This window comes from Microbacterium sp. SORGH_AS_0421 (assembly GCF_030818635.1).
In the GTDB taxonomy this organism is placed as follows: domain Bacteria; phylum Actinomycetota; class Actinomycetes; order Actinomycetales; family Microbacteriaceae; genus Microbacterium.
This window is the reverse complement of the sequence record NZ_JAUTAO010000001.1, coordinates 1,332,901-1,348,183: the sequence shown is the minus strand read 5'-3', so window position 1 is coordinate 1,348,183 and position 15,283 is coordinate 1,332,901. Positions and strand designations below refer to the sequence as shown.

Sequence of the window (15,283 nt, the reverse complement as noted above, 5' to 3'; positions counted from 1 at the left end):
GGTGTGTCACCGTATGACGCACGACCGCCGGTCGGGGCGGCCCCGCGTGGCACCGTGGATGCGACGTATCCGCACCGCTCACGCCGCCGGGAGGCCCCATGTCCGAGTACTTCGATCGCACCGCCGACAAGACGTACACCAAGGTCTACAAGGCTGAGACACCCGACATCCTGGCCGCGTTCGCCGCGTTCGATCAGGCCGTGTTCGCCCCCGAAGGGCGCGCCATCCCGCTGAAGTACCGCGAGCTCATCGCCCTGGCCGTCGGCATCACGACCCAGTGCGTCTACTGCATCGACGGTCACTCGCAGAACGCCGTCAAGGCGGGCGCCACCGAGGCGGAGCTCGCCGAGGCCGCGTGGGTCGCGACCGCCATCCGCGCGGGCGGTGGCTACGCGCACGGACGCCTGGCGTTCAAGCTCGCCGATGACGCCCGCCCCCACCAGCACTGACCCCGTGACGGACGCGCCGTCGACCCAGGCTGCCGAGACCGGAACACCGCAGCCCGGCCCGCTCGAGACCGAAGCACTCGAGCACATCCGCGCGCTCATCCGCATCGACAGCGTCAACACGGGCGACGCGGCCACGATCGGCGACGGCGAGACGCGCGCCGCGCTCTACGTGAAGAAGCATCTCGACGAGGTCGGCTACGAGACGGTCCTCGTCGAGCCCCGGCCGGGTCGGGCGAGTGTCATCGCCCGGTTGCCGGGTTCGGATCCGGATGCCGGAGCCCTGGTCGCCCACGCCCACCTCGACGTCGTGCCGGTTGCGGCGGAGGACTGGACGCATCCGCCGTTCGGGGCCGAGATCCACGACGGCCTGCTGTACGGCCGCGGCGCGGTCGACATGAAGGACTTCGCGGGGATGCTGCTCGCGATCGCCCGGGCCTTCCGTCGCGACGGCGTCGTCCCCCGCCGCGACCTGATCTTCGCCTTCTTCGCCGACGAGGAGGCCGGGGGTGTGTGGGGCGCCCGGTGGATCGTGCAGAACCGCCCCGAGGTGTTCGCCGGCGCCACCGAAGCGCTCAGCGAAGTCGGCGGCTTCTCGCTGCCCCTCCCCGGCGATCGCCGCGCCTACCTCGTGGCGACGGCCGAAAAGGGAGTGACCGTCGCGACGCTCACCGCCCGCGGATCCGCCGCCCACGGATCGCGGCCGACGAGCGACAACGCCGTGGTCCGTCTCGCGCAGGCCGTCGCGGCGGTCGGTGTGCACCGCTTCCCCGCCGTGCGCACGGCCACGCTCGAACGCTTCCTCGAGGTGTACGGGCAGGCGAGCGGTGAGCCGCTCGACACCGACGATCTCTCGCGCCTCGGGTTCGCGGCATCCGTCATCGATGCGGGCACGCGCAACACGGCGTCGCCCACCGTGCTCGCCGCCGGGGGCAAGATCAACGTCATCCCGGCTGCGGCGAGCGCGACGCTCGACGTCCGCGTGCTCCCCGGGCAGGCCGAAGCGGTCAGAGCACAGCTCGCGGACGTGGTCGGCGACGACATCGAGGTCGTGTGGGCGCGAGACATCCCGGCCACCGAGTCGCCCGTCGACGCACCGCTGCTGAAAGTGCTCCAGGATGCCGTGACGGCGGAGGACGCGGGCGGAACGGTCGTGCCGTACCTGCTGCCGGCGAGCACCGATAACAAGCACCTCGCCCGTCTCGGCATCCGCGGGTACGGGTTCGTCCCGCTGCGGGTTCCCGCGGACTTCGACGTGTTCGGGCAGTTCCACGCCGCCGACGAGTGCGTGCCGGTGGACGCGCTGTACTTCGGTACGCGCGTGACGGCGCGGATCCTGCGCGACGCGTGAACCGGCTCTCACCTCGGGGGCGCTGAGCCCGTCGAACGGTTCCTTCGACGCGCTCAGGAACCCCGGCGCGGGGTAGCTCGCGCGGCTCCGCACCACCAGCGTGTTACCCCGCGTGGCGATGCATTGCGCGGCGTGGCGGAGCGTTGCGACGTGTGAAACGACGCCTCGCGGGCACTCCCGAAGGCGATCTAGCGTGTCGGTCACCCCCGGGGCCCCGCCCCGGTTCGGAGCCCGAGGAGCACGCCATGACCACCACCGCGCCGGCACCCGCCGCCCGCCCGACAACGACACCGCCCGACGGCAGGATCGACCTGGGCACCGTCACCGTCGTCCCCACCCGCCACTGGTGGCGCTGGATCCTCAGCGCCCTGCTGTTGTTCGTCGTCGCCCAATTCGCCTGGAGCCTCGTCACGAACGAGCAGTACATGTGGGGCACGTTCGCGCAGTACTTCTTCTCGGAGCCCGTGCTCATCGGCGTCGGTTACACGCTCGGCCTGACCGCCATATCGTCGGTCGTCGGGTTCGTGCTCGGCACGCTGCTGGCCCTCGGCCGCCTGTCGCGCTCGCCATTGGTGAGTGCGGTCGCGTGGGGGTACATCTGGTTCTTCCGCTCGGTGCCGTTGATCGTGCAGATCATCGTCTGGTACAACCTCGGCTACTTGTACCCGACGCTGGGGCTGGGCACTCCCTTCACCACCGACTTCTGGATCGTGGAGTTCCCGACGGTGCAGATCATCAGCGCGTTCGCCGCGGCGATCCTCGGCCTGGGGCTCCACCAGGCGGCCTACTCGGCCGAGATCATCCGCGGGGGGCTCGTGTCGGTCGACCCCGGCCAGCACGAGGCGGCGGCCGCACTCGGCATCCCGGCATCCCGTCGCCTGTTCCGCATCGTCCTGCCGCAGGCCATGCGCTCGATCGTCCCGAACGCCACCAACGAGGTGATCGGTCTGGTCAAAGGCGCCTCCGTCGTGTTCGTCATCGCGATCCCCGAGCTCTTCTACGCGGTACAGGTCATCTACAACCGCAACAGCCGCGTGATCCCGCTGCTGCTCGTCGCGGTCGTCTGGTACACCCTCATCACGACGATCCTGAGCGTCGCGCAGTACTACATCGAGCGGTACTACGCCCGGGGCTCCGCGCGGGCGCTGCCGCCGACGCCGGTGCAGCGCGCGCGACGGTGGGTGAGCACGCAGTGGGCGCGTTTGGGCGACCCTCCCCCGGGAGGGACGGATGCCAGGGGCCCGGCACGCGCCGGATCGTTCGGCGCGGAGGCAACGGATGCCGGGACCCCGGCCATCGAGAAGGGGACCGCCGCATGAGCACCGTCATCGAGACCCGCGGACTCGTCGAGATCCACAACGTGCACAAAGCCTTCCACGGCGTTGAGGTGCTGAAGGGCATCGACCTGACCGTGCAGCCCGGCGAAGTCGTGGCGCTGCTCGGGCCCAGCGGGTCGGGCAAGTCGACGCTGCTGCGCACCATCAACCACCTCGAGCGCGTGGACGCCGGATCGGTCACGGTCGACGGCGACTTCATCGGCTACGAGTTGCGCCACGGCAAGCTCCACGAGCTGCGCGAGCGCGAGATCCTGCAGCGGCGGACCCGCGTGGGCATCGTGTTCCAGCAGTTCAACCTGTTCCCGCATCTCACGGCGCTGGAGAACATCACGGAGGCGCCGCTCGCGCTCAAGCGCCTCGGCAAGGAGGACGCCCGCGAGCTCGCCCTCGGCCTGCTCGACCGGGTCGGACTCGCGGACAAGGCCGATGCCTACCCCCGCCAGCTCTCGGGCGGCCAGCAGCAGCGGGTCGCGATCGCCCGCGCACTCGCGCTGAAGCCCCAGGTGCTGCTCTTCGACGAGCCGACGAGCGCGCTCGACCCCGAGCTCGTGGGCGAGGTGCTCGACGTCATCCGCGACCTGGCGAACCTCGGCACGACGCTCATCATCGTCACGCACGAGATCGGCTTCGCCCGCGAGGTCGCCGACCGGGTGGTCTTCCTCGACCAGGGCCGCGTCGTCGAGCAGGGCACGCCTGATGAGGTCCTCGCCCGGCCGCAGCATCCGCGCACGCGGGAGTTCCTCGCGAAAGTCCTCGGCTGACGCGACCTTCCCGCGGACGCTTCGACAGGCGCAGCGACCGCTCCCCCCAGGTCCCTGAGCCCGTCGAAGGGACCGATACCCACCACCGCGGACGCTTCGACAGGCTCAGCGACCGCTCCCCCTCTGACCACCCGATAACCCCACCAGGAGACACACCATGGCACTCAGCAAGAAACAGGGCATCGCGATCGGCGTGATCGCCGCGGCGGTCGTCGCCGTCGTCGGCGTCGGCACCGCGATCGGCCTCAACCGTCCGGCCGAAGCGGTCGCCGCGCCCGAGCCTTCGGCATCCGCCTCCACCGGCGAGATCGAGTGGGTGCACACCGACGCCGTTCCCGACGCCGTCGCGGCACTGAAGGCGAGCGGCTTCCAGCCCATCGAACCGGGCAAGCTCACGGTGGCGGTCGGTGCGTTCGTGCCGCCGCTGAGCTACGTCCCCGACGGCGAGACGCTGCCCGCCGGCACCGAGCCGAACATCGGCTCGCTCATCGCCGAGAGCCTGGGCCTGGAGTACAACCCGGTCGTGGTGGCGTGGGCGGACTGGCCCCTCGGCATCCAGTCGGGAAAGTACGACCTCATCACCTCCAACGTCACCGTGACCGAAGAACGCAAGGAGCTGTACGACTTCGCGAGCTACCGGCAGGATCTGCTGGGCTTCTACGTCCGTGCCGACAGTCCGATCTCGAGCATCGAGAAGGCCGACGACATCTCGGGCCTCAAGGTCATCGTCGGCTCGGGCACCAACCAGGAGAAGGTGCTGCTGAATTGGAACGAGGAGCTCACCGCCGCGGGCAAGGCCCCCGCCGAGCTGCAGTACTACGACGACAACGCCGCCGCGAGCCTCGCGCTCAAGTCGGGCCGGGCCGACGCGACCTTCGGCCCCAACGCGACCGCCGCGTGGGCGGCGAAGGAGACCGGCGAGACGAAGCTGGCGGGGATCATTCCGGGCGGCTGGCCGCTGCACGCCGACATCGCCGCGGGCACCAAGAAGGGCAACGGCCTCATCGAGCCCGTGCAGATCGCGCTGAACGCGCTCATCGAGAACGGCACGTACGCCGAGGTGCTGAAGGTCTGGAACCTCGAGTCCGAGGGGATCGAGATCTCGCAGATCAACCCGCCGGGACTGCCGAAGTCCTGACCGCCCGCGCGGCCCGCTCCTTCACGGGGCCGGGCCGCGCGCTGTTTCTGATCGAATGGATGCCATGACCACCTCGCTCCCCGCCCCGCACGACCCACGGCCTGGGGGCCTGACGATCCGTCTCGTCGAGCCGCACGAGCACGCCGAGGCGGGCAGGATCACGGCCGAGGCCTATCGCCACAGCTACGAGGGGCTGACCGAGGGCTACCTCGCGTCGCTGGCCGACGTCGAGGGCCGGGTCGCGCAGGGCGAGGTATGGGCGGCCCTCGACGGCGACGAGATCGTCGGCACGGTCTGGGTCCCCCGGCCCGGCGAGCGCCTGTCGCCCCTGGCCCGGGAGGGCGAGCTGGACTTCCGGCAGCTGGCCGTGGCGCCCGTGGCCCGCGGACGCGGGGTGGGCGAAGCGCTGACCCGGCACGTGCTCGCGCTGGCGCGCGGGCGCGGCGCGCGCCGCGTGGTGATGAACAGCGGCCCCGAAATGCTCGGTGCGCACGCGCTGTACCTCAAGCTCGGCTTCCGTCGTCTCACCGAACGCGAGCACCCCGTCGAAGTGGAGCCCGGGCGGTTCCTGGACCTGCGGGCGTTCGGGTTCGACCTCTGAGCGATGACGTGCTCACCCTCGATCCCGCGCTTCCCCGGCTCGAGTCGGTCTGGGCCGCGCGTCTGCCGGAACTCTCGAGACCGGTCGAGCCGCCTCGTGTGCCGCGCCCGAGCCTCCTGGCGCTGAGCGACGATCTCGCCCACGAGCTGCAGATCGACCCGGGCGCGCTGCGCGGCACCGAGGGGCTGCATGTGCTCACCGACAGCGGTCAGACAGACGCCCGCGACGACGACGAGAGCCACCGACGGCACGGAGGGCAGCAGTGCCACGAGCACCGCGACCAGCACGGCCGCGGCACCCGCGCGCTCGACCCAGCGCAGGAACGGCACGGTGCTCTTGCGCGAGCCGAGCAGGAGTGAGAGCGCGACGGTGCTCGCCAGAGCGATACGACCGCCGAGGACGACGGGATCGTCGGTCAGGAACACGCGATGTCGTGGATCGTCATCGACCGACGTCCACCTTCATGCGCCGTCACAAAGCGGCCTCTGGAGGCCGGAACGTTTGCTCGCGCGCGCGAACCGGCGCAGAGTGGCCCGGTGACCTCCCCCGCAACCCTCGACATTCCGCACGCCGACGCCACCGTCCTCGACAACGCCGCCTGGCACTCACTCGCCGGACCCCACGCGTCGTTCGCGATCGGTGGCGACCTCGTGCGGCGGTACCCGGCGGACGTCGCCCCGTTCGTGGCGGTGCGCACGTGGGACGACCCCGGGGTGTGGGACGCCCTTCGCGACCTCGTCGGGCCCGGCGCCGAGGTCGGCCTGTCGGGTTACGACGGCGAGATCCCGGCGGGATGGGAGCACGTCGGCGGGGGCGAGGGCGTGCAGCTCGTCGAGACTCCGGCTCTGCAGACGCGACCCGACGACGAGGCGATCGAGCTGGATGCCGATGACGCGGCCGACATGATCGCGATCGTCGAGCGCAATCAGCCCGGCCCGTTCCGGCCCCGCACCTACGAACTCGGCCGGTACATCGGCATCCGTCGACAGGGTCGACTCGTCGCCATGGCCGGCGAGCGCCTGCACCCGACCGGCTGGACCGAGATCAGCGCCGTCGCGGTGGATGCCGACCACCGACGCCAGGGCCTGGCCTCACGCCTCGTGCTCGACGTCGCCTTCCACATCCAGCAGCGCGGCGACCGGGCTCTGCTGCACGCGGCGACCGGGCTCTGCTGCACGCGGCGGCGGCGAACGTCAACGCGATCGCGGCGTACGAGAAGCTGGGCTTCGCGCTGCGACGCCGCAACCGTTTCGCGGCGGTGCGCACGCCGGCGTGACGCACGGCGGCACGAGCGTGTCGTGCCACGACCGGCTCCCGGCGAGTTCGGCAGTGGACACGTCGACCTGTGCGGTGTAATCTCGGCGCAGCATCTTTGTGATGCGAGCACTGGTATGTAACTCGTTTCGAGCGAGGCAAGGCCTGAGCTTCGACCAACACCGTTGGTCAGAGTTCGGGCCTTTTTTGTTGCCTTTTTTCCGCGAGTTCGATGACGAACGACAAGGAGTACGGTCATGGCCACCGTCAACTACTCGACCCTGGCGGGCGACGTCCTCTCCGCCGTGGGCGGCGAAGACAACGTCGCGGGAGTCGTGCACTGCGCGACCCGCCTGCGCTTCACCCTGCGCGACCGCGCCCGCGCCGACAAGGATGCCGTCACTGCCCTCCCGGGCGTGATCACCGTCGTGGAGAACGGCGGGCAGTTCCAGGTCGTCGTGGGCAACAACGTCTCCAAGGTGTACGCGGGCCTTCCCGCCTCGCTCACCGAGGGGGACCGCACCCCCGCCGCGGACGGGGGCGGTCAGAAAGTCGGCATCCTCTCGCGGGTGATCGACGTCGTCTCGGCGATCTTCGCGCCGATCCTCGGCGTGCTGGCGGCGACGGGCATTCTCAAGGGCCTGCTCATCATCCTCTCGACCGCGGGCGTGCTGCCCGCGACGTCGACGACGTACCAGGTGCTGTTCGCCACCGCCGACGCGTTCTTCGCGTTCCTGCCGATGCTGCTCGCCGTCACCACGGCCCGCAAGTTCGGCGCGAACGTCTTCACCGCGATGGCCGTCGCGGGCGCCCTCATCTACACGAACCTCGTCAACGTCACCTGGGTCGTCGACGGCGAGCGCGTGCCGATGACGATGCTGGAGTACCTGCGGGCCGGCAACCCCGTCGACTTCCTCGGCATCCCGGTGCTGCTGCAGACCTACACCTCGTCGGTCGTGCCCATCATCCTGGCCGTCTGGCTGCTGTCGTACGTCGAGCGCCTGGCCAACCGGTTCATCCACGAGGCGGTACGCAGTTTCATCACGCCGCTCATCAGCCTCGTGATCGTCGTTCCCGTGACCCTTCTCACCATCGGCCCCGCCGGCACCTGGGTCAGCGCCCTCATGGCCGACCTCATGACCGGCGCCTACCAGTTCTCGCCGATCGTGCTCGGCATCCTGATGGGTGGCCTGTGGCAGGTGCTCGTGATCTTCGGCGTGCACTGGGGCATCGTGCCGCTGTTCATCAACAACATCGCCAACACCGGCTTCGACTACATGAAGTCCGCCGCCTTCCCGGCCGTGCTCGCCCAGGCCGGTGCCGCCCTCGGCGTGACGCTGCGCCTGCGCGAGAAGAAGACCAAGGCCCTCGGCTTCTCGGCGACGCTCGCCGCCGTGTTCGGCGTGACCGAGCCGGCGATCTACGGCATCACCCTTCCCCGCAAGCGCGCGTTCCTCGTCGCCGGCATCTCGGGTGCCATCGGCGGCGCGATCGTGGGCGCGGGCGGCGTCAAGGTGTTCTCGACCGGGGCACCCGGACTGCTGACCCTGCCGATTGGCATCGATCCCTCGGGCGACCCGACGAACTTCCTCTGGCTCATCGTCGGCACGATCGTCGCCTTCGTCCTCTCGGCCATCGGCACCTACTTCTTCGGGTTCAGCCGTGCCGACCTGGCGAAGGACCGCGCCGCCGCCGCCGCGGAGCGCACCCCCGCCGAGGTCGCACCCGTCGGAGCGTCGCTCACCGTCCTCTCCCCCGCGCGCGGCGAGATCGTCGCCCTCTCGGAGGTGCCCGACAAGGCGTTCGCCTCGGGCGCGATGGGGCAGGGCTTCGCCGTGCGTCCCGCCGACGGCACCTTCGTCTCGCCCGCGGCCGGCGAAGTCGTCGTCGCGCAGGGCCACGCGTACGGCATCAAGACGGCCGACGGGGCCGAGTTGCTCGTGCACATCGGCATCGACACGGTGAGCCTTGACGGCGCTCCCTTCACCCCGCGGGTCGCGGTCGGTGACACCGTGGCGGCCGGGGCACCCCTGGTCGACGTCGATCTCGCGGCGATCCGCGCGGCGGGACTGGATGCCATCACGCCCGTCGTCGTGATCAACAGCACCGACTTCGGCGCTTTCGAGGTGCCCGGCCTGGGCGCCGCCGCCGCGGGCGCTCCCGCCCTCGTCGCGACCAAGGAGAACTGATGCAGTACCGCGAGCTCCCCGACTTCCCCGCCGACTTCTTCTGGGGCGGATCGACCTCGGCCTACCAGGTGGAAGGGGCCATCGACGAGGACGGCAAGGGTCCGTCGGTCATCGACGCGAACAACGTCGGCCGCGCCGACCGCACGGCGTACGCCGTCGCGAGCGACCACTACCACCGCTACGCCGAGGACATCGCCCTGATGGCCGAGATCGGGTTCCGGGCGTACCGCTTCTCGATCGCGTGGACGCGGATCATCCCCGACGGCGACGGCGAGATCAACCCGCTCGGCGTCGCGCACTACCACGCGGTCATCGACGAGCTGCTGGCCCGGGGCATCGAGCCGATCGTGACGATGTACCACTTCGACCTTCCGCAGGCGCTCGCTGAGAAGGGCGGGTGGTCGAACCGGGCGACCGCCGACGCGTTCGTGCGCTACGCGGAGGTGCTGTACCGCGAGTACGGCGACAAGGTGCGCTGGTGGCTCACGATCAACGAGCAGAACATGATGATCCTGCACGGCACCGCTCTCGGAGTGAGCACGGGCGATGCCGCCGACGCGAAGCGCGATCTGTACCAGCAGAACCACCACATGTTCCTCGCCCAGTCCCGGGCGATGGCGCTGTGCCACCGGATGCTGCCCGAGGCGAAGATCGGACCGGCCCCCAACATCGCCTACGTCTACCCGGCCTCCAGCAAGCCGGACGACGTCGTCGCCGCCGACGACTGGAACGCGGTGCGCAACTGGCTCTACACCGATCTCGCCGTGCACGGCCGGTACAACTCGCTCGCCTGGGCGTACCTGGTCGAGCGCGGGTGGCAGCCGACGATCGAGCCGGGCGACCTGGAGGATCTGGCATCCGCCCGTCCCGACTTCGTGGCGTTCAACTACTACGCGACCCAGACCGTCGCGGCATCCACGGGCACATCGGCGGACCTGGCGGCTCGCCCCGGCGATCAGCAGATGGTCCGCGGCGAGGTGGGGCTGTATCGCGCCACGCAGAACCCGAACCTGCCGACGAACGCGTTCGGGTGGGAGATCGACCCGGTCGGCTTCCGCACGACGTTCCGCGCCCTCTGGGACCGCTACCGCCTCCCCCTGCTGGTCACGGAGAACGGCCTCGGCGCGTTCGACACCCCCGAGGAGGACGGCTCGATCCAGGACGACTACCGCATCGACTACCTGCAGCGGCACCTCGAGCAGATGCGCCTGGCGATCGCGGACGGCGTCGAGGTGCTCGGGTACTGCCCCTGGTCGGCGATCGACCTCGTCTCCACCCACCAGGGCGCCGCGAAGCGATACGGCTTCATCTACGTCGACCGCGGTGACGACGACCTGCGCACGCTCGCGCGCACGCGGAAGAAGTCGTCGTACTGGTACGCCGACGTCATCGCCACGCGCGGTCGCGCGCTCGAGCCGGCTACCACCGCCGAAGCGTGACAATGGGGGTGGGGTCCCACCGACCCCACCCCCTCGCGTCGCCCGCCCCGCGGCTCGCCGCGGCATCCAAGGAAGATGCAATGGAGATCATCCGGGTTCTGAACAACAACGCCGCCATCGTGCGCGGCGACGACGACGTCGAGATCGTCGTCCTCGGCAAGGGCATCGCGCACGGGAAGAAGCGCGGGGAGCGCCTCGACGACACCGCCGTCATCGATCAGGTCTTCCGGCCCGACTCCCGGCATCCGGTCGAACGGATCGCCGCCTACCTGTCGGACATCCCCCTCGACGTCGTGCGCTGCGCCGCCCTCGTCGCCGAGCGCGCCCACGACCGACTGGGGATCCGCGTGTCGCAGGCGCTCATCCTCCCCCTGGCCGATCACCTGGCCTTCGCCATCGACCGCGTCCGGCGCGGGATCGAGATGGACTACCCCCTGCGCTGGGAGGTGTCGCAGCTGTACCCCCGCGAGGTGGCGGTCGGGCGCGAGGCGGTGGATCTCGCCGCCGCGCGCCTGGGCGTCGTGCTCCCGGCCGACGAAGCGATCTCGTTCGCGCTGCATTTCGTCAACGCCGCGTTCGCGTCGGAGGGCATGGCCCCCACCATCCACATGACCGAGCGCATCGGCCGGGTGCTGGAGGTGGTGTCGCAGTCGATGGGGGTGACCCTGGATGCCGAGTCGATGAACGTCGCGCGCTTCGTCACGCACCTGCGGTACCTCTTCGTGCGTCTGGACGCCGACGCGCTGTTCGACGATCCTTCCGCCGAGCTGCTCAGCGGCATCCGCGCCTCGCATCCCGCCGCGTACGCCTGCGCGCAGCGCGTGCGCTACCTGCTCGAGATGGGCGGGGCGCGCCTCACCGAGGACGAGGTGCTCTATCTGGCACTGCACGTGGCACGCGTCACCACGCGCGCCGAGACGCGCACCGAGTGAGAGGCGCTCTGCGCGGCACCACGGCGCACGCGTGAGCGAAGCCGGCACACCGACGAACGCGGTCGGGTGCCGGCGGATCGCTCCGCCGGCACCCGACCTGCTCCCGATCGCTCAGGCCGCGGCGACGGTGATGTCGAAGGTGGTGCGCTGGCCGTCTGCGCCGGCGATCCAGCCCTTCGTGGTGCCGGCCTTTCCGGCGGAGAATGCCGCGTTCAGCGACACCTCGTCGTCGTCGGGGCTGAGGACGGCGGCGTCGAAGTGCGCCACGGTGTCGTCGTCGGAACCGCCGGTGCCGGTGAAGGCGCCGCCGTTGTCGGCATCGAGGACGACGACCAGCGTCTGCCCGACCTGCAGGGTCACCGGGCCCTTGGCGAGGTCGGCCGGGGTGAGCATCAGCGGGGCGGGCATGCCGCCGAGGACGACTCCGTCGGCGTCGGGGGTCTCATCCGCATCGCCGGCCGGGGCGGGCACGCCGTCGACGAACGTGTCGCTCTGCGGGGCGGGCACGCCGTCGATGAACGTGTCGCTCTGCGGGGTGGGCACTCCGTCGACGAACGTGTCGCTCTGCGGGGCGGCGAACGCAGCTGCTCCGCCGGTCATCAGACCCACGGCGAGGATCGAGGCGGTCACAGCGGAGAGGGTACGAATGCGCATGAGCTGCACCTTTCAGTCGACGCCGCAGCCCGTTCCGGGTGAACGAGCGATCATCGCGGCCTGTACCCCATACATGGCCACCACCCCCCGAGGCCTTTCACCTCGGACGGAATTTTTTTCGGAGATGTTCCACGGCGCGTCACACCGTCGAGGTGGACGAGCGACGCGACGTCCGCATGCGCACCGCCAGACGTGCCGCGCCGGCGAGGCTCAGCCCAGGGACATAGCACCGGAGGAGGGCGAGGGCGATCGCCGGGAGATGGATGGCATCAGGGTAGACGACCCACAGGGGGCAGAACTGCGGCTGGAACTTGTTCTTGAAGTGCGCCAGCGAGCGGAAGCCGTACGCGGGCTCGAGCGCACCGCTCAGTGTTTCCAAGAACCGGTCGACGGCCGAGAGATCTCCGGTGTCGCCGCCGCGGTGGGGAGCCAACGGCGACCCCGACAGGCTCAGCAGCGTGCAGCCGTCCGCCCGCAACTGCTCGACCACCGCCCCGATGAGGAACTCCATGATCCCGTTCATGGCGTCGTGGCGTCGGCGCATGACATCCAGGGCATAGCCCGTCAGCCCCTCTTCGCCGAAGACGGGGATCCATGTCGTGACCGCGACGATCCGTTCCGATGCATCGCGGGCGAGCATCAACCGCGCCGCCGGGTCGGCCGCCTCATCGACGGTGCCGAGGGTGAAGCCCATCTCGGGGATCGACTTGTCGGCGACCCAGGCCTCGGAGATCTCGCGGATCTGCACGCGGTCGACGAGCGTGAGCGCACTCCACGACACCCACTGCGCCCGGACGCCCTCCCGGCGCGCGCGGTTGGTGGCCGTGCGGACGTCTTGCCGCTTCTTTCCCGCGGGAGTCCACGTGCGCGGGTCGAGGACGGCCTCGTCGGCCACCCGCGTCCGCCGCCACTGCAGCGCGTCGAGCGCCGTGGCCGCGGCATCGTCGACGCTGTAGAAGACCGGGGTCCATCCGTTGTCGCCGCAGAACTCCACGAACGCCGCCCCGACCTCTTCGCGACATCGATCGGCGCCGAAAGCGCCGCCCAGCGTCACCGCCACACCCCCGTGCAGACGGTAGGCGAAGCCGGCATCCGCTTCTCCGGCGAACCAGTACGTGTTGCCGGGCCAGGTGGCCATGAACCCCAGGGAACCGCAGCCGCGCTGCAGCATCTCCCGTGCGCGCACGCGGTCCTCCGCGCCCTGCACGGAGGACCGGCTGATCACCAACCGTGCGGTCGCCGCCACGCACACCGTCCAGAAGACGGCGGACGGCAGATACCAGAGGGCCTGCGACACGGCGGTCGTGGGGACGGCGTGCACCCATCCGCCGGGCAGGAGCGAGGGCGGCAGCAGCCGCAGGGGAACGTCGCGCAGCAGCTCGCTCACCGTCGGCCGCGGCGAGAAGTCCGCCGCTGCGAGCAGTCCGCCCGCGAGCGACAGCACCGACACCGTTGCGGCCCCGATCGAGATCGACGCGAAGAACGAGCCGACGGCGCTGGTCGTCGGCGGGACCGACACCGAGCGGCGGCACACGAAGAGCGTCACGGCCACACCGAGGGGGACCAGCGCTGCCGCGAGGAGGCCCACCAGGGACTGCCACGCGCCCGACGCGTCGGTGCCCCGGACCTGGGCGAGCAGAGCGAGCATGTCCGGTTCCGAGACGACGAAGAGAGCGGTCATCCCCGCGAACACGAGCAGGTTGACCGCGATGGCCACGCCCAGAGCGGCCAGCCGACCGCGGAGAATGCCCCACGCGGCGACCAGGAGGACGACGAGCGGAAGGGCGGCGATCCACCCGGCGCTCGGCTGAAGCTCGTGGTAGCTCGCCGCGTCGGGACAGGGGACGATCGTCGAGCCCGCCGCGCACGTCACCGCATCGGCGACGACCAGCGGATCGTACGACAGCCATCCGTAGACGGACAGCAGTCCGGCGCCACTGCCCCAGAGGGTGGCGACGATCGGCCCCACCGCGGTGATCGCCGTCAGAGCGCACAGCAGGACACGGACCTCGTGATGCGAGCTGCGCTGCCCTCGCATTCCGGCTCTCCGGCCCCCGAGGAGCACCCCTGCGCCGAGCCCGACGGGAAGAGCGAGCAGCGAGAACAGGTCGCTCGCCGACGCCGCATAGAGGAACACCGTCACCGCCGACACCAGACACGCCCCCCGGACGCGGCGACGCCACAGGGCGCCCGTGAAGCAGCTCGCGGCCATCGCCACGCCCAGGAGCGCGGGGACAGGGGTCGCCCCCGTGGCCGGTGACTCGCCGAGCGGGATGGCGGGGAAGAGGTTCGTCTCCCACCCCCCGACGGCCAGACCCGCCGCCGACGTGACGACGCCCCCGCAGGCGTAGGCGAACAGCATGCGTGCGCCTCCCATGAGGCGTTCGGCCCATCCGCACACGAGCACGACGGCGATCACGACGACGGGAAGCGTCGCGGGATCGTCCACCCGGGCGAGGGTCAGCACGATCGCGCGGAGGTCGTACACGCTCGCGCCTCGGAAGGCGCCCGCGTTCATGGAGACCACGCTGACCGCGATGACGATGGCAGCGAGGGTGAGAGTGGCGAGGGGAAGGGACCGCCGACGGTCCGTGGTCACCGCGACGAGCGTGGACCCCACGCTCAGGAGGTTGCGACGGTGATGTCGAAGCTCACGCGCTGACCGTCGGGTCCCGAGACCCACGCGGTGGTCTTGCCCGGCTTGTGGGCGAAGAATGAGGCATCGTCGGTGTCGTCAGCTGCTTCGAACTGGACGATGCCGTCGTCGCTGGAGCCACCCGTGCCCGTGAAGGTCCCGCCCTGGGGCGCGGCAGAGACGACGAGGAGGACCTGGCCCGGCTTCAGCGTCACCGCTCCTGCGGCCAGCTGGTTCGGGGTGAGGATCAGCGGGGCCGAGGGGGCGTCGATCGTGTCGTCGTCGGGGGCGGGGACGCCGTCGATGAAGGTGCTGTCGTGTGGGGCGACGGCGTCATGGCGCGCGGTGACTGCCGTGCCACCGATGAATCCCGCGCCGCCGACGAGGATCACGGCCACGGCGACGGTCAGTGCGGTGAGGGTCTTGGTGTTCATGGGGGCCTTTTCTGTGAGACAGCGGCCCGTTCCGGTGAGCGGGCGATCGGCGCGGCCTGTACCCCACTCATGGCCACCACCGCATCGTTCCTTTCATGTCGCCGAACATTTT

At 70.5% G+C, this 15,283-nt stretch carries 14 protein-coding genes; 11 read left to right on the top strand and 3 right to left on the bottom strand.

The annotated features are described in order from the left end of the window. Positions 1-98 precede the first annotated feature (98 nt). The 11 genes from QE416_RS06400 to QE416_RS06350 all read left to right on the top strand — a co-directional run bounded on the left by QE416_RS06400 (position 99) and on the right by QE416_RS06350 (position 11,448). Entirely contained in the window at positions 99-449 is a 351-nt protein-coding gene (locus tag QE416_RS06400; protein WP_055959812.1) for a carboxymuconolactone decarboxylase family protein, read from the top strand. Next, positions 424-1,797 (top strand): M20/M25/M40 family metallo-hydrolase, encoded by a 1,374-nt coding sequence (locus tag QE416_RS06395; RefSeq protein WP_307314498.1) that lies wholly within the window; start codon positions 424-426, stop codon positions 1,795-1,797. The genes QE416_RS06400 and QE416_RS06395 overlap by 26 nt, the downstream gene beginning before the upstream one ends. 245 nt (positions 1,798-2,042) lie before the next feature. Beyond that, on the top strand, positions 2,043-3,116 hold the full coding sequence (locus tag QE416_RS06390; RefSeq protein ID WP_307314497.1) for an amino acid ABC transporter permease: 1,074 nt from the start codon (positions 2,043-2,045) through the stop codon (positions 3,114-3,116). After that, positions 3,113-3,895 (top strand): amino acid ABC transporter ATP-binding protein, encoded by a 783-nt coding sequence (locus QE416_RS06385; protein WP_210110510.1) that lies wholly within the window; start codon positions 3,113-3,115, stop codon positions 3,893-3,895. Before QE416_RS06390 ends, QE416_RS06385 begins: the two co-directional genes overlap by 4 nt. 157 nt (positions 3,896-4,052) lie before the next feature. After that, on the top strand, positions 4,053-5,033 hold the full coding sequence (locus QE416_RS06380; protein WP_307314494.1) for an ABC transporter substrate-binding protein: 981 nt from the start codon (positions 4,053-4,055) through the stop codon (positions 5,031-5,033). Between the two features lie 64 nt (positions 5,034-5,097). Next, on the top strand, positions 5,098-5,634 hold the full coding sequence (locus QE416_RS06375) for a GNAT family N-acetyltransferase (protein WP_307314491.1): 537 nt from the start codon (positions 5,098-5,100) through the stop codon (positions 5,632-5,634). A gap of 8 nt (positions 5,635-5,642) precedes the next feature. Next, complete coding sequence (locus QE416_RS06370) at positions 5,643-5,993, top strand: hypothetical protein (RefSeq protein WP_307314489.1); 351 nt, start codon at positions 5,643-5,645, stop codon at positions 5,991-5,993. A gap of 177 nt (positions 5,994-6,170) precedes the next feature. After that, positions 6,171-7,031, top strand: coding sequence for a GNAT family N-acetyltransferase (locus tag QE416_RS06365; protein WP_373458840.1), 861 nt, complete (start codon positions 6,171-6,173; stop codon positions 7,029-7,031). 114 nt (positions 7,032-7,145) lie between these two features. After that, positions 7,146-9,077: a beta-glucoside-specific PTS transporter subunit IIABC gene (locus QE416_RS06360; protein WP_307314488.1), complete on the top strand. Its 1,932-nt coding sequence runs from the start codon at positions 7,146-7,148 to the stop codon at positions 9,075-9,077. After that, positions 9,077-10,516, top strand: a complete 1,440-nt coding sequence (locus QE416_RS06355) for a glycoside hydrolase family 1 protein (RefSeq protein ID WP_210072595.1) — start codon at positions 9,077-9,079, stop codon at positions 10,514-10,516. Before QE416_RS06360 ends, QE416_RS06355 begins: the two co-directional genes overlap by 1 nt. An 80-nt stretch (positions 10,517-10,596) precedes the next feature. Then, positions 10,597-11,448, top strand: a complete 852-nt coding sequence (locus tag QE416_RS06350; RefSeq protein ID WP_307314485.1) for a PRD domain-containing protein — start codon at positions 10,597-10,599, stop codon at positions 11,446-11,448. Positions 11,449-11,559: 111 nt separating this feature from the next. Here the strand turns inward: QE416_RS06350 and QE416_RS06345 are convergent, their stop codons facing one another. The 3 genes from QE416_RS06345 to QE416_RS06335 all read right to left on the bottom strand — a co-directional run bounded on the left by QE416_RS06345 (position 11,560) and on the right by QE416_RS06335 (position 15,171). After that, positions 11,560-12,102, bottom strand: coding sequence for a hypothetical protein (locus QE416_RS06345; protein ID WP_307314483.1), 543 nt, complete (start codon positions 12,100-12,102; stop codon positions 11,560-11,562). A 139-nt stretch (positions 12,103-12,241) separates the two neighbouring features. Continuing rightward, the gene (locus tag QE416_RS06340) at positions 12,242-14,722 is read right to left on the bottom strand and encodes a bifunctional lysylphosphatidylglycerol flippase/synthetase MprF (RefSeq protein WP_307314482.1); all 2,481 of its coding nucleotides are present in this window, start codon (positions 14,720-14,722) and stop codon (positions 12,242-12,244) included. Positions 14,723-14,724: 2 nt separating this feature from the next. Then, positions 14,725-15,171: a hypothetical protein gene (locus tag QE416_RS06335; RefSeq protein ID WP_307314481.1), complete on the bottom strand. Its 447-nt coding sequence runs from the start codon at positions 15,169-15,171 to the stop codon at positions 14,725-14,727. Positions 15,172-15,283 lie beyond the last annotated feature (112 nt).